24 protein-coding genes are annotated in these 23,222 nt (G+C 64.2%); 14 read left to right on the forward strand and 10 right to left on the reverse strand.

What is annotated here, in order from left to right:
• A complete protein-coding gene (locus tag ACFPFW_RS01245) occupies nt 1-315 on the reverse strand; it encodes a DUF1127 domain-containing protein (RefSeq protein WP_114955411.1) in 315 nt (104 codons plus the stop codon).
• Nucleotides 316-479: 164 nt separating this feature from the next.
• Between ACFPFW_RS01245 and ACFPFW_RS01250 the strand changes: the two genes are divergently transcribed.
• Complete coding sequence (locus tag ACFPFW_RS01250; RefSeq protein ID WP_114955596.1) at nt 480-1,358, forward strand: LysR family transcriptional regulator; 879 nt, start codon at nt 480-482, stop codon at nt 1,356-1,358.
• Here the strand turns inward: ACFPFW_RS01250 and ACFPFW_RS01255 are convergent, their stop codons facing one another.
• From ACFPFW_RS01255 to ACFPFW_RS01275, 5 genes are all read right to left on the reverse strand, one after another.
• Nucleotides 1,359-2,276, reverse strand: a complete 918-nt coding sequence (locus ACFPFW_RS01255; protein ID WP_114955412.1) for a DMT family transporter — start codon at nt 2,274-2,276, stop codon at nt 1,359-1,361.
• 81 nt (nt 2,277-2,357) lie between these two features.
• Nucleotides 2,358-3,728: a glutamate--cysteine ligase gene (locus ACFPFW_RS01260; RefSeq protein ID WP_114955413.1), complete on the reverse strand. Its 1,371-nt coding sequence runs from the start codon at nt 3,726-3,728 to the stop codon at nt 2,358-2,360.
• A 64-nt stretch (nt 3,729-3,792) separates the two neighbouring features.
• Nucleotides 3,793-4,497, reverse strand: coding sequence for a L,D-transpeptidase (locus ACFPFW_RS01265; RefSeq protein WP_114955414.1), 705 nt, complete (start codon nt 4,495-4,497; stop codon nt 3,793-3,795).
• 146 nt (nt 4,498-4,643) lie between these two features.
• On the reverse strand, nt 4,644-5,381 hold the full coding sequence (locus ACFPFW_RS01270) for a 16S rRNA (uracil(1498)-N(3))-methyltransferase (RefSeq protein WP_114955415.1): 738 nt from the start codon (nt 5,379-5,381) through the stop codon (nt 4,644-4,646).
• A gap of 11 nt (nt 5,382-5,392) precedes the next feature.
• Nucleotides 5,393-6,205: a lytic murein transglycosylase gene (locus ACFPFW_RS01275; RefSeq protein WP_114955416.1), complete on the reverse strand. Its 813-nt coding sequence runs from the start codon at nt 6,203-6,205 to the stop codon at nt 5,393-5,395.
• A gap of 97 nt (nt 6,206-6,302) precedes the next feature.
• Here ACFPFW_RS01275 and ubiA point away from each other — a divergent pair, with 97 nt between their 5' ends.
• Entirely contained in the window at nt 6,303-7,262 is a 960-nt protein-coding gene (gene ubiA / locus ACFPFW_RS01280) for a 4-hydroxybenzoate octaprenyltransferase (RefSeq protein WP_379769084.1), read from the forward strand.
• Here the strand turns inward: ubiA and ACFPFW_RS01285 are convergent, their stop codons facing one another.
• Nucleotides 7,263-7,838, reverse strand: a complete 576-nt coding sequence (locus ACFPFW_RS01285) for a DUF6101 family protein (RefSeq protein WP_114955418.1) — start codon at nt 7,836-7,838, stop codon at nt 7,263-7,265.
• 258 nt (nt 7,839-8,096) lie between these two features.
• On the opposite strand from ACFPFW_RS01285, the gene ACFPFW_RS01290 reads away from it, so the two are divergent.
• The 5 genes from ACFPFW_RS01290 to lpxK are packed head-to-tail and all read left to right on the forward strand — an operon-like array spanning nt 8,097 to nt 12,173.
• Nucleotides 8,097-8,918 carry a 3'(2'),5'-bisphosphate nucleotidase CysQ gene (locus ACFPFW_RS01290; protein ID WP_162799569.1) on the forward strand — a complete coding sequence of 274 codons (822 nt, stop codon included), beginning with the start codon at nt 8,097-8,099 and terminating at the stop codon, nt 8,916-8,918.
• Between the two features lie 10 nt (nt 8,919-8,928).
• The gene (locus tag ACFPFW_RS01295) at nt 8,929-9,165 is read left to right on the forward strand and encodes a DUF4170 domain-containing protein (RefSeq protein ID WP_114955420.1); all 237 of its coding nucleotides are present in this window, start codon (nt 8,929-8,931) and stop codon (nt 9,163-9,165) included.
• Between the two features lie 6 nt (nt 9,166-9,171).
• The gene (locus tag ACFPFW_RS01300) at nt 9,172-9,885 is read left to right on the forward strand and encodes a lysophospholipid acyltransferase family protein (protein WP_114955421.1); all 714 of its coding nucleotides are present in this window, start codon (nt 9,172-9,174) and stop codon (nt 9,883-9,885) included.
• Nucleotides 9,878-11,182, forward strand: coding sequence for a 3-deoxy-D-manno-octulosonic acid transferase (locus ACFPFW_RS01305; RefSeq protein WP_114955422.1), 1,305 nt, complete (start codon nt 9,878-9,880; stop codon nt 11,180-11,182). Before ACFPFW_RS01300 ends, ACFPFW_RS01305 begins: the two co-directional genes overlap by 8 nt.
• Nucleotides 11,169-12,173, forward strand: a complete 1,005-nt coding sequence (gene lpxK, locus ACFPFW_RS01310; RefSeq protein ID WP_114955423.1) for a tetraacyldisaccharide 4'-kinase — start codon at nt 11,169-11,171, stop codon at nt 12,171-12,173. Before ACFPFW_RS01305 ends, lpxK begins: the two co-directional genes overlap by 14 nt.
• Here lpxK and ACFPFW_RS01315 read toward each other — a convergent pair.
• The 3 genes from ACFPFW_RS01315 to ACFPFW_RS01325 form a co-directional block, all read right to left on the reverse strand.
• On the reverse strand, nt 12,163-12,390 hold the full coding sequence (locus ACFPFW_RS01315; RefSeq protein ID WP_114955424.1) for a DUF2093 domain-containing protein: 228 nt from the start codon (nt 12,388-12,390) through the stop codon (nt 12,163-12,165). The two genes, lpxK and ACFPFW_RS01315, sit on opposite strands and share 11 nt — an antisense overlap.
• Before the next feature lie 78 nt (nt 12,391-12,468).
• A complete protein-coding gene (locus tag ACFPFW_RS01320; protein WP_114955425.1) occupies nt 12,469-13,110 on the reverse strand; it encodes a protein phosphatase CheZ in 642 nt (213 codons plus the stop codon).
• A 39-nt stretch (nt 13,111-13,149) separates the two neighbouring features.
• Nucleotides 13,150-13,533 carry a response regulator gene (locus tag ACFPFW_RS01325; RefSeq protein WP_114955426.1) on the reverse strand — a complete coding sequence of 128 codons (384 nt, stop codon included), beginning with the start codon at nt 13,531-13,533 and terminating at the stop codon, nt 13,150-13,152.
• Nucleotides 13,534-13,746: 213 nt separating this feature from the next.
• On the opposite strand from ACFPFW_RS01325, the gene ACFPFW_RS01330 reads away from it, so the two are divergent.
• The 7 genes from ACFPFW_RS01330 (at nt 13,747) to ACFPFW_RS01360 (ending at nt 23,174) form a co-directional block, all read left to right on the forward strand.
• Nucleotides 13,747-14,727 (forward strand): bifunctional riboflavin kinase/FAD synthetase, encoded by a 981-nt coding sequence (locus ACFPFW_RS01330; protein WP_379769093.1) that lies wholly within the window; start codon nt 13,747-13,749, stop codon nt 14,725-14,727.
• 66 nt (nt 14,728-14,793) lie between these two features.
• A complete protein-coding gene (gene ileS / locus ACFPFW_RS01335) occupies nt 14,794-17,715 on the forward strand; it encodes an isoleucine--tRNA ligase (RefSeq protein ID WP_114955427.1) in 2,922 nt (973 codons plus the stop codon).
• A complete protein-coding gene (gene lspA, locus ACFPFW_RS01340; RefSeq protein ID WP_114955598.1) occupies nt 17,712-18,218 on the forward strand; it encodes a signal peptidase II in 507 nt (168 codons plus the stop codon). Before ileS ends, lspA begins: the two co-directional genes overlap by 4 nt.
• Before the next feature lie 46 nt (nt 18,219-18,264).
• Nucleotides 18,265-18,897: a hypothetical protein gene (locus tag ACFPFW_RS01345; protein WP_114955428.1), complete on the forward strand. Its 633-nt coding sequence runs from the start codon at nt 18,265-18,267 to the stop codon at nt 18,895-18,897.
• A gap of 114 nt (nt 18,898-19,011) precedes the next feature.
• Nucleotides 19,012-20,373, forward strand: a complete 1,362-nt coding sequence (locus ACFPFW_RS01350; RefSeq protein ID WP_114955599.1) for a M16 family metallopeptidase — start codon at nt 19,012-19,014, stop codon at nt 20,371-20,373.
• The gene (locus ACFPFW_RS01355; RefSeq protein WP_379769099.1) at nt 20,370-21,758 is read left to right on the forward strand and encodes a M16 family metallopeptidase; all 1,389 of its coding nucleotides are present in this window, start codon (nt 20,370-20,372) and stop codon (nt 21,756-21,758) included. The genes ACFPFW_RS01350 and ACFPFW_RS01355 overlap by 4 nt, the downstream gene beginning before the upstream one ends.
• Nucleotides 21,759-21,860: 102 nt before the next feature.
• Nucleotides 21,861-23,174: a glucose-6-phosphate isomerase gene (locus ACFPFW_RS01360; protein WP_114955429.1), complete on the forward strand. Its 1,314-nt coding sequence runs from the start codon at nt 21,861-21,863 to the stop codon at nt 23,172-23,174.
• Nucleotides 23,175-23,222: the final 48 nt, after the last annotated feature.

Consider the following 23,222-nt stretch of genomic DNA (forward strand, 5'->3'; position numbering starts at 1 on the left):
TCAATGGATGAGCTCGGAGGCTTGCCGTTCAGCCGCGCGGACATGGCGCGTCGCGACGCGGCGTTCGACCGCGAGCACGGAGAGCCGGCGCGTGGGATCTCGCCAGAACGGTTCGGCGAAGGCGGAATTCAGGTCTTCCTGGCGCAGGCCGATATCGGAGAGCATACGCTCGTCGAAACCGGACAGGGCTTTTCCCGCCTGATAGCGGTTGTAGAGTGCGACGACCACCGCGCGTGCGATGAGGAAGAGATCGCGCAGGAAGGATGAGGTCGGACCTGCGGAGACCCCAGACTGCGAGTAAACTTCGTGTGCCATGGTGTACTCCTTTCCGTGGCTTCTGCCTGTTTTCGTGGGGAGCCGTTCCAACCGCCACCCGATTTGGCCGGTGCTCTCCCACACCACCTAGATGCTCCTCCACCATTGATAAGTGAAACGAATAGTTTTAATGCTATCCATCAGCATTCATGATGGAGATGGCGATGAGCGCTCTTCTTGATGTCGACCAGCTGAAAACCTTTGTCGCGATTGCAGATACGGGCTCTTTCACCCGCGCGGCGGACATCGTTTTCAAGACGCAGTCCGCGGTTTCGATGCAGATGAAGCGGTTGGAGGAGCGGATCGGTAAGCCGCTCTTTTCCCGCGACGGACGGCAGAGCAGGCTGACCGAAGACGGCGAAAGGCTGCTCGAATATGCCCGCCGCATCGTCAAACTCTCGGGAGAGGCGATAAGCGCGCTGACGGACGCCGATCTTTCCGGCCATGTCCGCCTCGGCGTGCCGGACGATTATGCCGATCGTTTCCTGCCGGAGATCCTCGCCCGCTTCTCCCGCTCCAACCCGCGAGCGGAAGTCACCGTGGTCTGCGAGCCCTCGCTGACGCTGATTGACCGCATCACCACCGGCGCGCTCGATCTTGCCATCATCACCCATACCGGCATCGTCGCCGACGCTCAGCCGATCCGGCAGGAGCAGCTATACTGGGTGACCTCCCAGCGCGGTTGCGCGCATGAGGAGACGCCGGTGCCGCTGGCGCTGGGTACCGTCTGCGCCTGGCGCAATCTCGCGATCGAGCGCCTCGACGGACAGCAGCGTCCCCATCGCGTTCTTTATGCCAGCCAGAATTCTACCGCGCTGTGCGCCGCGGTGCTCGCCGGTCTCGCCGTATCGGTATCGGCTGAATCCTCGCTCCGGCCCGGAATGCGCGTGCTCGGTGCGGCGGACGGCTATCCGCCGCTGCCGCCGATCAAGATCGCGCTGCTGCGCTCGCAGCACGACACCAGCCCGGTGCGCGAGGCGCTGGCCGACCATATCGTCGACAGCCTCGATAACCTGTCCGAAACGGTGATGGCCGCGGAATAGTCAGCTCTTCCGCCAGAGCACCAGTACATTGCCGATGGCGACGGCCGCGATGCCGGCGAACGACCAGGCGGTCCATTGATAGCCCTCGAGCAGGGCCGAGATCATCAGCGCGAAGACCGGGAACAGAACGGTCAGATAGCCCGCGCGCGCGGGTCCTATCCGTCTCAGCAGCGACAGATAGGACATGAAGGCGATGACGGACGAGATCAGAGCCAGATAGACCAGCGAGCCGAGATAGGCGGGCGTCCATTCGATATCGAACGGGATGCCGCGCAGCCATGAGGTGAGGGCGAGCCCCGCCGCGCCGTAGATCATGCCCCATGCGGTCGCGGAGGCGAGGGGGATGCCGCGCGCCTGAACCCGCGTCGAGACGAAATTACCGGTGCAGAAGACGAGCGTGCCGAGCGCCGCGAGGACGAGGCCGGTCCCATGGCCGATGCCATGGGCGAGAAACTCCGGCGCGAAGAGGGTCGCGACGCCGAGCACGCCTATCATCGAGCCGAGAGCGACCGTCCATGCCACCGGCCGGCGCATCACCACCGACTGCATGATCACGTTTCCGGGCGCCGCCAGCGCGAAGACGACCGATAGCATGCCGGACACGAGCGACAGGCCAGCATGATAGAACAGCGCGAAGTTCGTAGAGAAGAGAGTCGCGCCGAGCACCGCGAAGATCAGGTGATCGCGAGCCGAGAAGCCCCGGAGGCGCTCGCCGGTGACGAGGCACCAGCCGACCATGAATAGGCCGGCCACGACGAAGCGCCAGACGATCGAAATCTCGGGTGCGACCTCGCCCAGTTGCCAGTGCAGGGCGATCCAGCTCGTGCTCCAGGCGAAGAGGACGAGAAATGCAAGTCCCCACTCAGCGCGGCCAAAATCGGACCGGCTCAACTCCGCGGAAACGCTGTCCGAACTCATGCGCCATTTGCCGCCGAAGGCGGCAACAAGGCAAACGAGTGTTCGTGATCGAGACTATTCACCGATGTGATGGGTGAAATCTCAGTAGGCTTCCTCGAAGAAGATTGGGTCGATCGAACGCGCCCAGGGGCCGCGCCAGCGCGCCAGCATGTCCTCGGCGTTGGTGCGGCCGCCCTCGACGACCTGGTCGAGCGCCGAGATGAAGATCGACTCGTCGTCCCCCAATCCATTCTCGTTCTTCCGCGCGGCGAGGCCGGCACGGGACAGTTCGAGCACGTCCCTGGCGACTTCACGGACGCTGCGATTGCGGATGCGGGCGGACAGGCCGAGCTTCGGCACGTCGCGGCGTAGCGTCTCGCGTTCCTCGGTCGTCCAGTCCTTCACGAGGTCCCAGGCGCCATCGAGGCTCGCCTGATCGTAGAGCAGGCCGACCCAGAGCGCCGACAGCGAACAGATCTTGCTGGTCCGGCCGACATCGGCGCCACGCATTTCGAGGTAACGCTTGGCGCGGACCTCGGGGAAGATCGTCGTCAGATGGTTCGCCCAGTCGGACAATGTGGCGCGCTCGCCCGGCAGCTGTTCAAGCTTGCCGGCGAGAAGATCGCGAAACGAGGCGCCGGTGACGTCGTGGTAGTGGTCGCCGCGCTTGACGAAATACATCGGCACGTCGAGCGCGTAGTCGACATAGGCCTCATAGCCCATGCCATCCTCGAATGCCCAGGGCAGCATTCCGGTGCGGTCGGCATCGGTATCGAGCCAAATCTGCGAGCGCATCGACAACAGGCCGTTCGGCTTGCCGTCGGTGAAGGGCGAATTGGCGAAGAGGGCTGTCGCGATGGGTTGCAGCGCCACGCTGGTGCGGAGCTTCTGCACCATGTCCGCTTCCGAGGCGAAATCGAGGTTCACCTGCACCGTCGCGGTGCGGAACATCATGTCGAGCCCCATCGAGCCGACCTTCGGCATATAGCCGGCCATGATCTCGTAGCGGCGCTTGGGCATGACCGGCGTCTCGGCGCGAGTCCATTTCGGGCTCATGCCGACCGACAGGAAGCCGATGCCGAGCGGCTCGGCGACTTCGCGGACCTGCGCCAGGTGGGCGTGAAGCTCGCGGCAGGTTCCGTGCAGCGTCTTGAGCGGCGCGCCGGAGAGCTCGAACTGGCCGCCGGGTTCCAGAGAGATCGCGCCGCCGCCGGTCACATCGAGAAGGCCGATGATGTGGCCGTTCTCCATAATCGGCTCCCAGCCCAGCAGTTCGCGCATGCCCTCGAGGAGCGCGCGGATGCCTCGGTCGCCCTCGTAGGGGACCGGGGTATTCTCGCCTTTGCGGAAGGGGACTTTTTCGTGCTCGGTGCCGATGCGGAAATCGGCTTCCGGCTTCTCGCCCGCCTCGAACCACGCGACGAGCTCGTCGCGTGATTCGATGGGCGTCATATCGATCTGGTCGCGGGCCATAAGGTCTTTCGCGCAGGTTGGGGCGAGAGACCTATGCGTTCGCGGCGATCACGTCCAGAGGGCCTCAGGCGATGCCCGACTGGATGACCACGACCTCGGTGCCGATCGGCACGCGGTTGTAGAGGTCGATGATGTCCTGGTTCAGCATGCGGATGCAGCCCGAGGACATAGCCTTGCCGATCGAGTTCGGCTGTGTCGTGCCGTGGATGCGGAAGTAGGTGTCCTTGCCGTTCTGGGCGAGGTACAGCGCGCGCGGACCGAGCGGGTTGCCGATGCCGCCCGGCATGCCTTCGGGCCACTTCGCTGCTTCTGGATCGCGCAGCTGCATCTCCTTCGGCGGATGCCATTTCGGCCATTCCTGCTTGCGGTCGATGATCGCCCGGCCGTTCCAGGCGAAGCCCTCGCGGCCGACACCGACGCCATAGCGCCTGGCCGTCCCGTTATCCTGCACGAGGTACAGGAATTTGTTGGCCGTATCGACCACGATGGTGCCCGGCTTCTCCCGGGTCGGGTTCGAAACTTCCTGCCGAAGGAAGCGCGGATCCAGGTTCTTCGTGTTGATGGCGGCGATGGGGAAAGGTTCCGTCGTGATCGCGCCGTAGCCGTTCACGACCGGCGTGGACCCGGTCACCGCGGTCGCGATCTTGGTGCTGGCCGTGCCCGAAGCGGTCGGCGAACCGCCGGCGGTCTGGCAGGCGGCAAGGAAGAGCGGCAGGCCGGCAACGAATGCGCGGCGGCTCAGAGCTCCGAATTCAGGAGTATCGGTCATCGCAGTCAGAACCTTTCGTCGCCGACTCAAACGACGGCGTTTGAGGCTCATGAATACAGTGATGCGGCTGTCTTGAACCAGAGAAAACCCGCTTCTCGGAGTGTAGAATCCGGGTTGTGTTGCCGCGCGGCAACTTAAGCGAAAGTCTAAGTGCTCTCTATAGCAGCCTGTACGAGCGCTAAAGCTGCCACGGCGGCGGTGTCCGCACGCAACACACGCGGGCCGAGAGAAATGCGGATCACGCCGGGCACGCGAAGCAGGTGCTCGCGCTCCTTGTCGTCGAACCCGCCCTCGGGGCCGATGACGACTGCGATTGGCGCACCTTTGGCGGGCCGGAGAGCCGCCATCGGATCGGCTTCCTCCGCCTCTTCGTCGCAGAAGACAAGCCGCCGCTGCGCGTCCCAGTTGCCGAGCAGCTTTTCGAGCGCGATCGGTTCGTCGATCTCGGGCAGGCCGAGAATGCCGCACTGCTCGGCGGCCTCGACGGCATTGGCATGCATACGGTCGAGATTGACCCGTGCAACCTGCGTCCGGCGGGTGATGACCGGGACGAGCCGCGAGGCACCCATCTCGACGGCCTTCTGCATCATGTAGTCCAGCCGCGCGTGCTTCAGCGGCGCGAACAGATACCAGACATCGGTCAAGGGCGTCTGGGCGCGGGTCTGCTCGCGGGCGACGGTCGTCGTGCGTTTCTTCGCGATCTCGACGATCTCGGCCCGCCATTCGCCGTCGCGGCCGTTGAACAGCAGGATAGACTGGCCGGCCGTCAGCCGCAGGACATTGCGGAGATAGTTCGTCCGGTCGTCGTTCAGAACCACTTCGGCGCCGGCCCCCAGTGGCAGGTCCACATGGAGGCGCGGCGCCGAAAAATCATACTTCGCCATCGTGTCGAGGGTCAGCCGCCCGAGACTTTGGTGGCGAACAGCGAGATCGCCCTCTGGTAGTTCGGCGATTTGTTCCAGCCGGCGAGCACCGCGAAATTGGCGGAGCCTTCCTGCCAGCCGCCGCCCTTCTGCCAGCCATAGCCGCGCAGATAATTTGCGGTCGAGGCAAGAACGTCGGCCTGGCTGCGGATCAGGTCCTTCTTGCCGTTGCCGTCGAAATCGACCGCGAACTTCAGATAGGACGAGGGGAGGAACTGGGTCTGGCCGATCTCGCCATGGCCCGCCCCGCGAAGTTCGGCGATAGAAAGGTCGCCGCGATCGACGATCTGCATCACCGCGAGTAGTTCGCGCTGGAAGAGGTCAGGGCGGCGGCAGTCGGATGCGAGCGAGGCAAGGCCATTGACGATTGGCTTGCCGCCGACCACGGCGCCGAAGTCTGTCTCCATCGCCCAGATCGCGACGATAACGGGACCGGGAACGCCGAACTGCGCCTCGATGCGCTTGAAGAGATCGGCATGGGACTTGAGATAGGCCTTCGCCTTGGAGACGCGGCCAGCGGTAACGCGCTTCGCCGCGAACTGCTCGAAGCTGCCCTTGAAGCTCGCGCGCACCTTGTGATCGTAGGCGATGACGGCCGCGTCGTACTTCACGCCGTTCAGCACGCTCAGCCCGCGAGAGCCGACACCCTGCCTGGCGGCATCGGCCTTGAACTGTTCGACGAAGCCCTGGAAGCCGCTCGGCGGCACGCATTGAAGGGCCAGGGCCGGCGCCGCAAAGAGGGACGCAAAGACCAACGCAACCAGATATCGAATGCCGAGCCGCATATGTGCTCTCCTAGGCTGAAACCGCCGCGACGATACGCATTTTCGCGTGTATCGCTAGGGGCGGCGACATCTGTTCACGATCATACTTGCGGTGAACATGCGCCTGAGGCTAATCGGCCCCATGGTCAGCCTGCATGCACAAACCGTCGCCGATGCTCCCGCCGGGAACTGGGTTGATCGCTACGCGCCGGACTGGTTGAAGCCCTTCGCGCGGCTGGCGCGATGGGACCGGCCGATCGGGGCCTGGCTCCTGTTCTGGCCGTGTGCCTGGAGCGCTGGTCTCGCCGCCGTGGCGGCCGGGACCATGCCGAACCCTTGGCACGTCGTCCTGTTCTTCATCGGCGCATTCGCGATGCGCGGGGCTGGCTGCACCTGGAACGACATCGTCGACCGTGACATCGACGCCAAGGTCGCCCGCACCGCGAGCCGGCCGCTGCCGTCGGGCCAGACCACGACAAAAAAAGCGGCCGCATTCCTCGCGCTCCAGCTCGTGGTCGGACTTCTGGTCCTCGTCCAGTTCAACCTGTTCACAATCGTGCTCGGGATGGCGTCGGTCCTGCCGGTCATCACCTATCCGTTCATGAAGCGGATCACTTGGTGGCCGCAGGTCAATCTCGGCATCTGCTTCGGCTGGGGAGCGCTGATGGGCTGGGCGGCGGTATTCGCAGGCCTGGGGCCGGCGCCGCTGCTGCTCTATCTGGCCGCGATGGCCTGGGTGATCGGTTACGACACGATCTATGCGTTGCAGGACATCGAGGACGACGCCCTTGTCGGCGTCCACTCGACCGCGCGCCTGTTCGGCGGACAGGTGAAGTCGTGGCTCTGGGGCTTCTATGCGTCCACGGCCGTTCTGATTGCCGTCGCACTGTTTGCGGCGGAGGCGGGTACGGCGAGCTATCTGGGGCTGGGCGCCTTCGCATTTCATCTAGGACGACAGATCGTGGTTCTGCGCCCGTCCGATCCGAAACAGTGCCTGGCCCTGTTCAAATCGAACAGCCCGGCCGGCTTGATCTTCTTCGCGGGATTGGTGGTGGACGCGGCGATCCGGGCTTTCTGATCAGCCCGGAAAGATTTCGCGTTCGTCCAGATGCACGAACGGCACCATCGGCAGATGGGTCATCCGGCGGCGCGTCAGGAAACGCGGGCGGCGGCCACTCAGCAGCGCATGGCGACGGCGCGGACGCGGGCGATCGACTGTGAGTGCGCCGATACGCTTGTCGGCGGCGACCAGATGTCCGTCCATGCCCTCGATGAGGAGCGGCAGGCCGAGCGTGGTGCCCCAGAGGCGCCATTCGGCGATGACGTCCTCGTCGTCGCTCGCCTCATAGAGCGGGATGTCGAAATCGCGGTCGCGATGGACGAGGCTGACCGCGACGCGGTCGTCTTCCTCGCGCTCGCCCGGAACGATGCGGAGAGCGATACCGCGATAGCTCGTCACCGGAAGCGCCACGTTCATCGCGACCGCACCGAGGCGACGCATCAGGAGAACGCGTTCGCTGTCCAGGGTGACCGAGCGGCGGCCATGATCGGCGGCCGCATCCGCGCAGGTAAAGCGTAGAGGAAGCGCCCTTGGATCCAGTCTTTCGTCGCGAACATTCGCGGCAGTCTGGTTGATCTCTGTCTGATGCCTCACGAAACCCTCTCGAGGAGCCAACTCGTTGCTTGGTGGCCCGTTGTTCGAGAGGATTTTGCTTCTTCCCGGTCGAAAAGCTCTTAAGGGAACTGGTTAAGCGAAACTGACTTAGTTCGTTGGTATAAAATGCTTTTCCAAGCGACTAAGAATAGCTTTACGTTCAGAATGAATGACCTGTGAACGCGGGGCAGGCGCGGCACTTGCCGGATTGGTCCGTGCGGGCTAACTCCCGTCTCTCACCTTCAATTGGAGCTCTCATTGCCGGACGGCCTCACTCGCGACCAGCTCGTCGGATTCCAGACGGCGGTCGGCGCGATCATCCGCGAGGCCGGCGAGATTGCGCTGGGCTACGCCCGCGACGGCGCGAAGCGCTGGGTCAAGGGCGACACCTCTATCGTCACCGAGGCTGATATCCGCGTCGACGGTTTCCTGCGTGAACGGCTGACCGATCTCGACCGCGACATCGGCTGGCTCTCCGAGGAGACGGTCGATACACCCGACCGGCTCGATCGGGACAAAATCTGGATCGTCGATCCGATCGACGGCACGAGAGCCTTCGTCGAGGGTGTTCCCGTCTGGGTCATCTCGATCGCGCTCGTCGAGGCAGGCCGACCGACGCTCGGCATCATCTACAACCCGACCCGCGACGAACTCTTCACCGCCATCGCCAATGACGGCGCCTATCTGAACGGCCATGTCATCCGTGCTTCGGAGAGGCCGTCGCTGACCGGCGCCGAGATCGTCGGCCCTCGTTCAATGATCGAGGACTTGGCAAACGTTGGAATCCAGGTGACCCGTGCCCCTTACGTCTATGCCCTGGCCTATCGCATGGCGAACGTCGCCGCGCACCGCGTCGATGCCGCTGTCGCCTCCACGCGTTCGAAGGATTGGGATATCGCCGCCGCCGACCTAATTCTGCACGAATCCGGCGGGCGCCTCGTCGAACTCGACGGCAGCACGCCGTCCTACAATCTGCCCGCGCCGGTTCATCAGCCGCTGATAGGCGCGACGGAACCGCTAAATGCGTCTATACGAGCGGCGCTGAGCCGGGCCGCCGAGCGGCCCCAAACCTGGGCCTGACTGAATTCCGATGAGCGAACAAGCAACCGAAATCCCGCAACTTCTCCATCTCGTCTTCGGTGGCGAGATCGATGACCTGTCAGGCGTTACGTTCCGTGACCTCGACAAGCTCGACATCGTTGGCATCTATCCGAACTACCGGACGGCGCACGCGGCCTGGAAAGCCAAGGCTCAGGCTAGCGTCGACAACGCTCACATGCGCTATTTCGTGGTCCATCTGCACCGGTTGCTGGACCCGACGGCCTGATTTCCAATGCTGAAGACGCTTGGACGCCGACCCGAGATTCTGGAGGCGGGGGGTACCCTGTTCGCCGCCTATGTGCGCTTCGTCGAAAAGACCACGCGCTGGAAGGTAGAGCCTGCCGATATCCGGGCCGAACTCGGGCCTGAACTCCCCGTGATCATGGCTCTCTGGCACGGCCAGCACGTGTTCACGTCGATCGCCTGGCCACGTGAGTGGCCGATGAGCGCGCTGGTCGCCCGCCATGCGGATGGCGAGATCAACGCCGTGGCGCTGCGGAAGCTCGGCTTCAACCTCATCCGCGGAGCAGGCGGCTCGGGCACCCAGAGGAAGCTCATCAAGCGCGGCGGCATGCAGGCGCTGCGCCTACTGATTCGCACGCTGAAGGAAGGCAATTCGGTCTCGCTGACGGCCGACGTGCCGAAGATCGGCGGCGTGGTCGGGCAGGGCATCGTCGCGCTCGCCAAATTGTCGGGCAGGCCGATCTACCCGCTGGCGGTCGTCACGCGCCGTCGGATCCAGTTCAATTCCTGGGACCGCGCCACGCTCAGCCTGCCTTTCAATCGCGGCAGCATCGTCCTCGGCGATCGGATCGACGTCCCCGCCGACGCAGACGAGGCCGAACTCGAGGCAAAGCGCATCGAAGTCGGACAAGCGCTTGATCGCGTTCATGCAAGAGCCTACCAGCTTGCTGGAGGTACTCCCTGGCAAAGCCGAGATGGCTGACCAACCGCTTCTGCTTCGTGCTTACACGAGCCTGCTGACCATCGGCGGGCCTTTGGCCGCGCTCGGCGTGCTCCACACCCGGCAGAAGCGCGGCAAGGAGATGGCCGGGCGGCTCGGAGAGCGAAAGGGTCGCGCCAGTCGCGCCCGGCCCATTGGACCGCTGATCTGGGTTCATGCCGCGAGCGTCGGCGAATTCGTGTCGGTTCTTCCGCTGGTTGAGGCTCTCGTCGAGCGAGGTTTCAATCTTCTCGTTACGACAGGTACCGTCACCTCTGCTCGCCTGGCGGCGGTCAGGCTGCCGGCCGAAGCCATCCATCAGTTCGTTCCCCTCGATGTTCCGGCATTCGCCCGCCGCTTCTACGATCACTGGAAACCCGAGCTGATCGTTTTCACCGAATCCGAACTGTGGCCGAGCCTCCTTTGGGAAGCGAAGGAGAGGTCGATCCCGGTGGTGATCGCCAATGCGCGGATCTCGCTGAGATCCTATCGGCGCTGGCAGCGCGCGGGACGGGCGATCAGGGCGCTGCTTGACGGCGTCGATCTTTGCCTGGCGCAAAGTGAGGCGGACGCCCAGAGGCTTGCCTCGCTCGGTGCGCCCCGTGTCGAGAACGCAGGCAATCTGAAGTTCGATGTCCCACCGCCGCCCGCCGCTCCCGCTTTGCTCAGACCGCTGCGGGATGCGGTCTTCGGCCGCCCCGTCTTCGTCGCCGCCAGCACCCATCCGGGCGAGGAAGAGATCATCGCCGCGGTGCACGCGACCAACCGGAAGAAGGCGCACAACCTCCTGACGATCATCGTTCCGCGCCACCCCGAGAGGGCTGATGAGATCGCCCAATCGCTCGAACGGTTCGGGCTTCACGTGACCTTGCGCTCGCGGCATACCGTACCGGACTGGAACACCGACATCTTCGTTGCCGATACGATCGGCGAGCTCGGCCTTTTTTATCGACTGGCCGATGTCGCCTTCGTGGGTGGATCGCTCGTCGAGCACGGCGGCCAGAATCCCATCGAGGCGGCAAAGATCGGCGTTCCTATCGTCCATGGCCCGCATGTCGGGAACTTCGCCGACATCTATCCCGCGCTCGATACCGAAAAAGGAGCGATCGAGGTCCAGGATGGGAGCCAGCTGGCCGCGACTGTCGGCAAGCTGCTCGGCGACACCGCGACACGCGAACTGATGCGCCGGGCGGCCAAGCAGGTCATGGTCCGGCAGAGCGGCGCCCTGGAGCGGACCCTGACCGCGATCGAGCCTTATCTGCTGCAATTCAACCTCACCCGGGCCCATGCGCGCTCCTGATTGGTGGTGGCGCGACCGCCCGACCAATCTGGCCAGGTTTCTTGAGCCTCTGGGATCGATCATTGGTGTGATCACCGCTCGTCGTCTGGCCGAGCGGGGAGGGCGCGCCGACATCCCCGTCATCTGCGTCGGAAATCCCGTGGCCGGTGGCGCCGGCAAGACACCGACCGCCATAGCGGTAGCGGGCATTCTGAAGAGAAACGGCCGCCGTCCGGTGTTCCTGAGCCGCGGTTATGGCGGCCGTCTGGCGGGTCCGGTTCAGGTCGATCCCGCACGCCACGGATCAGTCGATGTCGGTGACGAACCGCTCCTGCTGGCTAGGTACGCTCCGGCGATTGTCTCGGGTGACCGGCTCGAAGGCGCTGCTCTTGCTGCGAGTCTCGGCGACGTCATCGTGATGGATGATGGCTTTCAGAACCCGTCGCTCTCGAAAGACCTGTCGCTTCTTGTGGTTGATGGCGGCTCCGGGGTGGGTAACGGCCTGTGCGTCCCCGCAGGCCCGCTGCGCGCACCTCTCGACGAACAGCTAGCTCGCGCGCAGGGGCTCGTGCTGATCGGAAAAGGCGCGGCCGGCGAACGGGTCGCAAGTGCCGCCGCGGGCCGAGGCCTTGCCATTCATCGTGGGAGCCTGGAACCGGATCGTCGAGCGGCCGCCGGGCTCCGGGGATTGGATGTGCTGGCCTTCGCCGGAATAGGCCGCCCCGATAAATTCGCCGATACCCTTCGCTCTGTCGGCGCCGACGTGGTCCAACTCACCGCCTTCGGCGATCATCACCGCTTCACCGCGCATGAAGCCAGGGCGCTCCTCATGGCCGCCGAACGGGCTCAGCTGACGCTCGTCACCACAGAGAAGGACATGGTCCGGCTCAGCGGCGCGGCGGATGCGTCTGTCCGTGAACTCGCGCGCCGCAGTCGCGTCCTGCCGGTGGCGCTCGTCTTTGAGGACGGCGATGCCCTGGCGGTTCAGATCTCAGATGTACTCAGGCCCTAGGAAGAAGGCCGAGGTCGAGGAGCCGTTTCACGGCGATCTCGGGGGAGGCGTAGGCCTCCTGCCGCTCGGCCGACCAATATCGAAGCTCGTCGAGAGGGATCTTCTCGCCGGTGACGGCGCAGCGGACGAACGAACCGGGCTTCAGCACACGAAAGTCGCCGTCCATGTAGCGGACTTCGGCCTCGTTCGAGGGGCGCATGCGTTCGTGCTGGTTCATTGCGGCTTAGAAGGTCTCGTTTCCTGCGCGCATAGATAGCGCGCGCAGGCCCGGGACGCCATGCCGCTGATGGAAAGTCTACTTTCCGAAGAGATCGTCGACCTTGGACTGGTCGATCGCCTTGCCCGCCAGCTGGGGGCCGTTGAGGAGAAGCTCCTCGGCACGCTTGGCGCGCTTGGCTTCACGCTCGTCGAGGAAGCCGGTGACGTCGCGGGCGTTCACCGCCTCGGCGAAGCGGCCGACTCGGTTCTCGATCATCTGAAGGGTCTCGACGACCTTCGCGACGCGCTGTCCCGTAATGTCCTGGAACGAGCAGGCCTCGAAGATCTTCATGACGTGGTCATTCACCAGCGCCTGATAGGCCTTGAGGTCCGTGCACTCGGCGCCCATCAGCGCCTCGGCGCTCGACATGATGGTGTTGGTCGCGTCCTCGGTCGCCTTCACGACCGCGTCGAGTTCCTGGCCTGCGGCAGGGATGCGGCTTTCCTTCAGGTCATTGGCCTGAAACATGCCGATCTCCTGCTTCATCGTCTCGATGTAGCGGGCGATCTCGCGCAGTTCGCGATAGGTGGTCGCGTCCATGCTCTGGGAGAACGCATCCATGCTTTCGGCCGCAAGGGAGGCGAGCTTCATGACATCGGCGAAGGTAGGCTCGGTGCCGGCTTTGCTTTCCGCATAGACGGCCATCTTGTTGAAATGGGCCTGCTTCGCCTTGGTCATGGTGCTCTTCCTTGTATGCGAGCCGGTCTTCGCCGGCGGTTAATCCCCGAAGACGGCGTCGATCTTCGATTTGAGCGTCTGGGCGTTGAACGGCTTGACGATGTAGTTGTTCACACCGGCCTTCTTCGCCGCGATGACGTTTTCCGTCTTCGATTCGGCGGTGACCATGATGAACGGAGTGCGCTGAAGCTTTTCGTCCGCGCGGACTTCCTTCAGGAGCTCGTAGCCGGTCATCGGCTCCATGTTCCAGTCGGAGATCACGAGGCCGTATTTCTTCTCGCGCATCTTGCCGAGCGCCTCGGAACCGTCCGCGGCCTCATCCACTTCGTCGAAACCGATCTGCTTCAGCAGATTGCGGATGATGCGAATCATCGTCTTGTAGTCGTCGACGACGAGGATCGGCATCGAGTGATCGACAGCCATGCTTAAAACCCCCAGCAGGCAGGCGAAGACATCGCCTGGCGTTCAAATCGGACACGCGTTGGTCCGTCATCAGGTGAAATACAGGCCATCGGTTGAATATCCGGTTAACTAGCGAAGCTTCTTCGAAATGAACTGCGCATTCTGGCCGCCTTGCCTTTGGGCGAGGGCGGCGGCAGGTTTCGCCCGCATGCGAACCCCCGAGGACAACTCCCTGTGAATGTGCCGCTCGCCCCAGGATTCCGCCTTCAACGCGGGCTCGACGGCATTCCCGCCCAGCTGAAGGGTGGTGCGGTCGCCATCGGTAATTTCGACGGCGTTCACCTTGGACATAAAGCGGTTTTGGCCGCGGCGAGGGCCGCGGCGATCCGTGCGGGAGGCCCGGCGGTTGCGCTGACGTTCGAGCCGCATCCGCGATCTTTCTTCCGGCCCGACCAGCCGATCCCCCGGCTGACCCCCGCGCGCGAGAAGAGGTTGCTGCTGTCGCATGAAGCGCTGGAGGGAATGGTCGAACTGGCTTTCGATGCCGGACTTGCGGCACTGACGGCCGAAGAATTCGTCGCTGACATTCTTGTGAACGGGCTGGAAGCGGAGACCGTCGTCGTCGGCTGGGACTTCCATTTCGGCAAGGGGAGGGGAGGCTCTCCCGCTTTCCTGCAGGACGCCGCGGCCCGCTATGCCTTCGGCGTGGAGGTCGTTTCGCCCTTCGGCGACACCGCGCCAGTCTCGTCGAGCTCGATCAGGGCCTTGCTGTCGGCGGGCGAGATCCAGGAGGCCAATCGGAAACTGGGCCATCGCTGGTTCGTCATGGGCGAGGTCGCGCACGGCGACAAGAGAGGCCGGCACCTCGGCTATCCCACTGCAAATATCGCGCTTCCGCCGGAAACACCGCTCGCGCAGGGTGTCTACGCGGTCCGGGTGACGTTCGACGGTCCGATCCGCGATGCGGTCGCGAGCTTCGGCCGCCGCCCGCAATTCCACGAGAACGCGCCGCCGCTACTCGAAAGCTATATTTTCGATTTCCAGGGCGACCTTTACGGCAAGACCCTCGGCGTCGAATTCGTCGCGCGTCTGCGCGGCGAAGAGACGTTCGAGAATGTCGATGCGTTGGTCTCGCAGATGCATCGCGACGCGATCACGGCGCGCCGCCTTCTCTCAGGTCCCGTCGATCCTCTCGCACCCAGTGCCATCGGCTAGGGGAGAAATGCTTTCCCCTTGCGCGTCGCCTTGGTAGAACGCGCGCACTCCAGACCCTTTAGGCTCATGAACGATACCGTTACGGCGCCGACGCGCGACTATTCCGAGACCCTTTTTCTGCCGAAGACCGATTTCGCGATGCGCGCGGAATTGCCGAAGCGGGAGCCCGACCTTCTTGCGCGCTGGTCGAAGATGGGTCTCTACCAGCGCCTGCGCTTGAGCGCGGCCGGCCGGCCGAAATTCGTCCTGCACGACGGCCCACCCTATGCGAACGGCCATCTCCATATCGGCCACGCCGTCAACAAGATCCTGAAGGACCTCGTGATCCGTTCCAAGCAGATGGCCGGTTTTGACTCGCCGTATGTCCCCGGCTGGGATTGCCACGGCCTGCCGATCGAATGGCGGATCGAGGAAGAATACCGCGCCGCCGGCAAGAACAAGGACGAGGTGCCGACCGTCGACTTCCGCCGCGAATGCCGCGCCTATGCCGACAAATGGGTCGGCATCCAGAGCGAGGAATTCCAGCGTCTGGGAGTCGTCGGCGATTGGGGCCGTCCGTATAAGACGATGGATTTCCGCTCAGAAGCGGTGATCGTCGGCGAGCTTCTGAAGTTCGCGACCTCCAGCCAGCTATATCGCGGCTCGAAGCCGGTGATGTGGTCGATCGTCGAGAAAACTGCGCTCGCCGAGGCCGAGGTTGAATATCAGGAACATACGAGCCACACGATCTTCGTGAAGTTCCCGGTGCTTGTCGGTTCGGACGACCTGAAAGGCGCCTCCGTCGTCATCTGGACGACGACGCCCTGGACCATCCCGGGCAACCGCGCCGTCGCCTATTCGCCGACGATTTCCTATGGCCTCTATGAAGTCACTGCCGCTCCGGACGACAATTGGAGCAAGCCCGGCGACCGCATCCTGCTGGCCGACGATTTGGCGGAGACCGCCTTCAAGGCCGGTCGCATCGAGGACGTAAAGCGGGTTCGCTCGGTCGAGGCCGCCGAACTCGCGAAGCTGGTTCTCAATCATCCGCTGCATGCACAGGGCTTCGCCTTCAAGGTACCCGTCCTGTTGGGCGATTTCGTCACCGCCGACACCGGTACCGGCTTCGTTCACGTCGCACCCGGCCACGGTGCCGACGACTACGGCCTCTGGACCAAATCGCGTCCTTATCTCGTCTCGCTCGGCATCGACGCCGATGTTCCGCACACCGTCCAGCCCGACGGCTCCTACTTTCCGAACGTGCCGGTCTTCGGGCCGGCGGGCGTTCGAGTCCTCGATGAAAAGGGCAAGGAAGGCCAGGCCAACAAGGCTGTCATCGACGCGCTGATCGCCGCCAACGGCCTGCTCGGCCGCGGCCGGCTGCGCCATCAGTATCCGCATTCCTGGCGCTCCAAGGCGCCTTTGATCTTCCGCAACACGCCGCAATGGTTCATCGCGATGGATCGCGAGCTCGAAGGCGGGGTAGCGGACACGCTGCGGGCCCGCGCGCTCAAGGCGATCAGCGACACCGATTTCTACCCGCCGCAGGGCGAAAACCGTCTGCGCGGCATGATCGAGGCGCGTCCGGACTGGGTCATCTCGCGCCAGCGCGCCTGGGGTGTGCCGATCGCTGTCTTCGTCAACAAGAAGACCGGAGAGGTCCTCAAGGACGAGGCCGTCAACGCGCGCATCGTCAAGGCGTTCGAGGCCGAAGGCGCCGATGCCTGGTTCTCCGATACGACCGGCGCCCGCTTTCTCGGCAACGACTATGCCGCCGAGGATTTCGAGAAGGTCGACGACATTCTCGACGTCTGGTTCGACTCGGGCTCCACGCACGCCTTCGTTCTCGAAGGCGATCCGGAACTCAAATGGCCGGCCGACATGTATCTCGAGGGCTCCGACCAGCATCGCGGCTGGTTCCATTCCTCGCTGCTCGAAGCCTGTGGCACCCGCGGGCGCGCACCCTACGACAGCCTGTTGACGCACGGCTTCGCGCTCGACGAGCAGGGCCGCAAGATGTCGAAGTCGCTCGGCAACGTCGTCTCGCCGCAGGACGTGATCAAGCAGTCCGGCGCCGACATCCTTCGCCTGTGGGTGGCCGCTTCGGATTACTCGGACGATCTCCGCATCGGCGCGGAAATCCTGAAGACCTCGGTCGATACCTACCGCAAGCTCCGCAACACGCTGCGCTGGATGCTCGGCGCGCTCGGCCATTTCCGCGAGAGTGACCGGGTCGAGCTGAAGGACATGCCGGAGCTGGAGCGGCTGATGCTGCACCGCCTCTGGGAGGTCGGGCAGGCGGTCCGCGAGGGCTATGACGGCTACGACTTCAAGCGCGTCTTCGCGGCGATCATGCAGTTCGCGACCGCCGACCTGTCGGCCTTCTACTTCGACGTCCGCAAGGACGCGCTCTACTGCGATCCGATCTCCTCGGTGAAGCGCCGGGCGGCGCTGACGGTCATCGACATCCTGTTCGACCGCATCATCCGCTGGCTCGCGCCGCTGATCCCGTTCACCACGGAAGAGGCTTGGCTGCTCCGTCATCCGGGCGAGGATGTGTCGGTGCATCTGGAGACCTTCGCCGAGGTCTCCGATTCCTGGCGGAATGATGAGCTGGAAGAGAAATGGGAGAAGGTCCGCCGCGTCCGCCGCGTCGTGACCGGCGCGCTGGAAATCGAGCGCGCCGCCAAGCGCATGGGCTCCTCGCTCGAGGCGGCTCCGGTCGTTTACATTGATGATGCCGCTCTTCGCTCGGCTCTGGCCGATGTCGATCTCGCCGAGGTCTGCATCACCTCCGACGCCAAGGTTGCGAATGGTGCGGCTCCCGCCGGTGCGTTCACGCTCGACGATGCTCCGGGCATCGCGGTCGAACCGCGTCTGGCCGAGGGCCGCAAATGCGCCCGCTCGTGGAAGATCTCTCCCGAGGTCGGCCGCGATCCGGAATTCCCCGATCTGACGCTGCGCGACGCGGAAGCGATGCGCGAATGGCAGGCGGCGCAGGCGGCATGACGTCTGGCCTCCGCCTCGGCCTGATCACGGCGGCGATCACCCTCGTCGCCGACCAGGCGTCGAAGCTGTGGATTCTTTTTGAGTACGGCCTGCCGGATCGCGGCCGGGTTCCGGTCCTGCCGTTCCTCGACCTCGTGATGGTCTGGAACAGGGGGGTCAGCTATGGGCTGTTCCAGCAGAGCACCGATTTCGGCCGCTGGATGCTGATCGTGCTGTCGATCGTCGCGGCCGTGGTTCTCGTCGTCTGGCTGCGGAAGGAAACCTCGGGTCTCGCCGCGTTCGCTATGGGACTGATTCTCGGCGGAGCCATCGGCAATGCGATCGACCGTAGCGTCTACGGCGCGGTCGCCGATTTCGTGCTTCTCTACGGCTTCGGGTACGAATGGTACGTCTTCAACATCGCGGATGCGGCGATCGTTGTCGGCGTCGTGCTCCTGCTATATGGTGCGCTCCGGCGGGGCGACCGGTCGGACGAGGCGAAACAGCCCACGACTGTCGAATGAAGGTGGTGCGGCGCCGGGCTGGCGTGCATTGACGGGACCTATGCCTATGCAATTTGCGTTGAAGTCGTCTGAGATCATTCGTGGTACCGCGCTCGCGGTCGTTGCGGCGTCGTGCCTTTCGGTAGTGCCTGCGGAGGCGCAGTCCCTCAAGGAACTGATGCAGGACATCGGCATCCAGGAACGCGATCCGGTGAAGGCCGACTATAACGAGCGCGCGCCTCTGGTCATTCCGCCTTCCTTGACCGCACTGCCTCCGCCTGAGACCGATCAGCCTGTCGGCGCCACTAATTGGCCGGCCGATCCGGACGTCATGAAGGAACTCGCCGACGAGAGGGCGCGAGCGACGCCCGACAAGGATCTGTCGGAACGCCTGTCGGTCGAGGAACTCCGCGAACATCGCCGCTCGGGCACGAATAACGACTACAAGACGCTCGGCGAGATCAAAGACTCGAAGATGACGCCGGCGCAGTTGAAGGCCACCTCCAGGACCAAGACGGCCACCGCGGATGCTGTTACGCCGCTGCCAACGGTCGAGCCGGAGCGCAAGCGGCTGTCCGATCCGCCGCCTGGTTATCGCGTCGCGTCGCCGGCACAGCCCTATGAAGCCGGCATGAGCGAGCGTGAGAAGAAGATGAAGAAGAGCGGCAGCTGGCTGTCGAAACTCAACCCGTTCGACTGAGATCGGCCGCGCACCTTTCAGACGGGACGGATTTGACCATATGATGACGGTCCGGCGATCATGCCGGACGTCCGCCGCAATGACGGCCGCGATTTGAGGAAGCGTCCCATCAGAATGATTGAATTGTCGCTTGGCGCCGCGCTGGTTGGCGCGGCCTTCGGATCCGGTGCCCTGGCGCAAACCGCGAAGGCGGGCCCCGAGGTCGAGACCTTCTCCCTGGCAAACGGTATGGACGTCGTGGTGGTGCCGGATCGCCGTGCGCCCGTCGCGACTCACATGGTGTGGTACCGCGTCGGTTCCGCCGATGAAGTCCGTGGAAAGTCGGGTCTCGCCCATTTCCTCGAACATCTGATGTTCAAGGGCACGAAGAAACATCCGGCCGGCGAATTCTCGAACACCGTTTCCGAGCTCGGTGGCCAGGAGAACGCCTTCACGTCCTACGACTACACGGCCTATTACCAGCGCGTTCCGAAGGAAGCGCTGAAGACGGTCATGGAGTTCGAGGCGGACCGCATGACCAATCTCGTTCTCTCGGACGAGGTAGTGCTGCCCGAGCGCGACGTCATTCTCGAGGAGCGCCGCTCGCGCACGGATTCCGATCCGTCCGCGCAGCTGTCCGAGGCGACCTCCGCCGCTCTGTGGATGAATCATCCCTATGGTCTGCCGATCATCGGCTGGGATCATGAGATCCAGGGCCTGACCCGGCAGGACGCGATCGCGTTCTACGAGAAGTACTACACCCCGAACAATGCGATCCTGATCGTCGCCGGCGATGTCGATGCCGCAGAGGTGAAGGCGCTGGCCGCCGAGACCTATGCGAAGATCGAGCGTCGCGCCGAGCCGCCGGTGCGCGATCGTCCGCGCGAGCCTGAACAGCGCGCTGCCCGCCGGGTCGAACTCGCCGATGTGCGCGTCCGCCAGCCTTCCGTCAGCCGCGTCTACCTCGCTCCGTCCTACCGGACCGCGAAGGGCGAGGAGGCTTACGCGCTCGACGTGCTTGCCGTCGTTCTCGGCGGCGGTTCGACCAGCCGCCTCTATCGTTCGCTTGTCGTCGAGCAGGGAATCGCCGCCTCCGCCGGCGCCTATTACGGCGGCACGTCGCTCGATGAGAGCCGTTTCGCAGTCTATGCGCTGCCGCGTCCGGGGGTTTCACTCGCGCAGTCCGAAGCTGGCATTGACGCCGTCATCACCAAACTCGTCGCCGAGGGCGTGACCAAGGAAGAACTCGACCGCGCCAAGACCCGTCTCGTCGCGGAGACGATCTACGACCTCGACAGCCAGGCCTCGATGGCCCGCACCTTCGGCGCGGCGCTGACGACCGGCATGAGCGTCGAGGACGTCATCGCCTGGCCGGAGCGCATCAAGGCAGTCACGGCCGAACAGGTCGTCGAAGCCGCGAAGTCCGCTCTCGTCACCCGCCAGTCGGTCACCGGACTGCTCGAATCCGCATCCGGGTCTCCCGGAAGCGCGTTGTGATCCGCGAAGTACTGTTCTCTATCGCCATGGGTTTCATGATCATTGATACGGCCACCGCGGCCGCCAAGATTCAGCGCATCGTCTCTCCTGGCGGCATTGAGGCCTGGCTGGTCGAGGAGAACACGGTTCCGCTGATTTCCTTCGAATTCGCGTTCCGCGGCGGTTCCGCCCAGGACGAGCCGGCGCGAGCCGGAACCGCGAACCTGCTGTCCGGCCTTCTGGACGAGGGAGCGGGTTCGCTCGACGCCCAGACCTTCCAACAAAAGTTGGAGGAGAGCGCGGTCGAACTGCACTTCAACGCCTCTCGCGACAGTTTCGACGGCAGCCTGAAGACGTTGTCGGAAAAGCGCGACGAGGCGTTTGAGCTCGTACGTCTTGCCGTCAACGAGGCGCGGCTCGACGCCGAGTCGATCGAGCGCATCCGCGCCCAGACGCTCGCCCGCATCCGCCGCGATTCAACCGATCCCGGCGACGTCGCGCACGAGATGTGGTCGCAGTTGGCGTTTCCGGACCATCCCTACGGCCTGCGCGCGATTGGCACCGAAGAGACCGTCGAGGCGATCACGCGCGACGATCTCACGGGCTATCGCGCCAGGAATTTCGCCCGCTCGAACCTCGTCGTTTCGGTGGTCGGAGCAATCGATGCCGCGACGCTTGGCCCGGCGCTGGACAAGATTTTCGGCGCTCTGCCGGCCGAACCGAAGCTGAAGCCTGTGCCGGAAACGTGGCCGGGGAAGGTGGGTCACACCGAAGTCGTTACGATGGATGTGCCGCAGACGACGCTCATCTTCGGCCGTCCCGGTCTCGTCCGCGAGGATCCCGATTACATCCCGGCCGTCGTGATGAACCACATCATCGGCGGCGGTACCTTCACCTCACGTCTGTTCAACGAGGTCCGCGAGAAGCGGGGCCTCGCTTATTCCGTCTATTCCTATCTCGATCCGATGGAGCGCTCGGGCGTGTTCGGCGGCGGCGTCGCGACGCGCAACGACCGCGCGGGTGACGCCATCGACATCATCGAGGCTCAGATCGCCGGCTTCGCCAAGGAAGGCCCGACGGCGGACGAGTTGGCGAAGGCGCAGAAATACCTGACCGGCTCCTATGCGCTGAATTTCGACTCCTCGGTCAAGATCGCGCGCGGTCTCAAGGCCATCCAGCTCAACCGGCTACCGATCGACTACATCGAGAAGCGCAACGCGCTGGTGAATGCGGTGACGGTCGAAGATGTAAAGCGCGTCGCCGCCCGCATTCTCGGCGATGGTGATCTCCTGGTTGTCGCGGTCGGCAAGCCCGAGCTCGCATCGGGCCGTGGCTCCGCTGCACCGCTCACGGATGATCAACAGGACGTCGTGCCGAAGGCGCTCCCCTCCGGCGCAATCCGCTAGCGGCAAAGGGGCGCGGTAAAAGCCGCCCCCATACGGGAACCGTTGTTCTCTTGCCATGCTTTTGCGTTAGGCTCACCAAATCAGCCTCACGGAATGGCAATCATGTCTCTCGTCCAGACGTACGACCGCGCCCTCGTTTCCAAGATCGGGGAGGGCGGCATCGACGATGCGGCCTTCCACGCCAAGCTCGAACAGAGTCGCGAGGCGTTGGACTGGGTTCGCTCGGCGCATGCGAACAAGGAGCTCGCGCTCCTCGGCTATGCCGGCAAGACGGACGACGTCGCGGCGATCGAAAGCGCGGCGAAGACCTTCGCCGAAGGCGCGACGGATCTCATCTTCTATGGCACCGGCGGTTCAAGCCTTGGCTCGCAGGCGCTGGCGCAACTGGCCGACTACAACGTGCCCGGCCTCGGCGTTCTCCGCGACGGCCCGCGTCTCCACTTCCTGGATAACCTGGATCCGATCACGCTCGACAAGCTGTTCGCCAAGCTGCCGCTCGAAACCTCGCGGTTCATGGCCGTCTCGAAATCCGGCGGTACCGGCGAGACCCTCACCCAGGTCATGGCGACGATCTCGCTGCTGCAAGCCAATGGTCATGGCGACCATCTCGCCCGTCATTTCCTTGGCCTGTCAGAGCCCGAAGCCGGCAAGAAGAACGAGCTTCGTGCTCTGCTGGAGCCCTACGGTGTGACATTCCTCGAACATGACACCGGCGTCGGCGGCCGCTATTCGGTTGCGACCAATGTCGGCCTCCTGCCAGCTGCGGCCGCGGGTCTCGATATCGCCGCCGTTCGCAACGGCTTCATGGATGCACTGAAGCCGATCCTCGACGGTGCCGAACCGAAGGACGTGCCGGCGGCGATCGGTGCCACGCTCGCCGCTTGCGCGGCTGATGCCGGCAAGAACGTCTCGGTAATGATGTCCTACGCCGATCGCCTGGAGCGCACCGCCGCGTGGTGGGTGCAGCTCTGGTCAGAAAGCCTCGGCAAGGACGGCAAGGGCACGACGCCGGTCCGCGCGCTCGGACCGGTCGACCAGCACAGCCAGCTCCAGCTCCATCTCGGCGGTCCGCGCGACAAGCTGTTCACGGTCGTCACCGTCGGCTTCGCGGGTAAGGGACCGAAGCTCGATCCGGAACTCGCGGCGCGAGTCGGCGAACCGGTGTTTGCGAACAAGACAGTCGGCGATTTCGCCGCCGCCGAAGGCCGCGCGACAGCCGACACGCTTGCGAAGAATGGTCGCCCGACCCGCACGATCTACATACCGGAGCTGAACGAGCGCGCGCTTGGCACATTCCTGATGCAGTTCATGCTGGAAACGATCATCACCGCGCGGCTGATCGGCGTGAACGCCTTCGACCAGCCGGCGGTCGAAGAGGGCAAGATCCTCGCGAAGAAATATCTCGGCGAAGGCTGATCGCTCCACAGCTGAGTTCAGGCATGACTTGATCCGGCCCCACGGGGC

Source organism: Flaviflagellibacter deserti (assembly GCF_042652085.1).
Classification (GTDB): Bacteria; Pseudomonadota; Alphaproteobacteria; order Rhizobiales; family Methylopilaceae; genus Flaviflagellibacter; species Flaviflagellibacter deserti.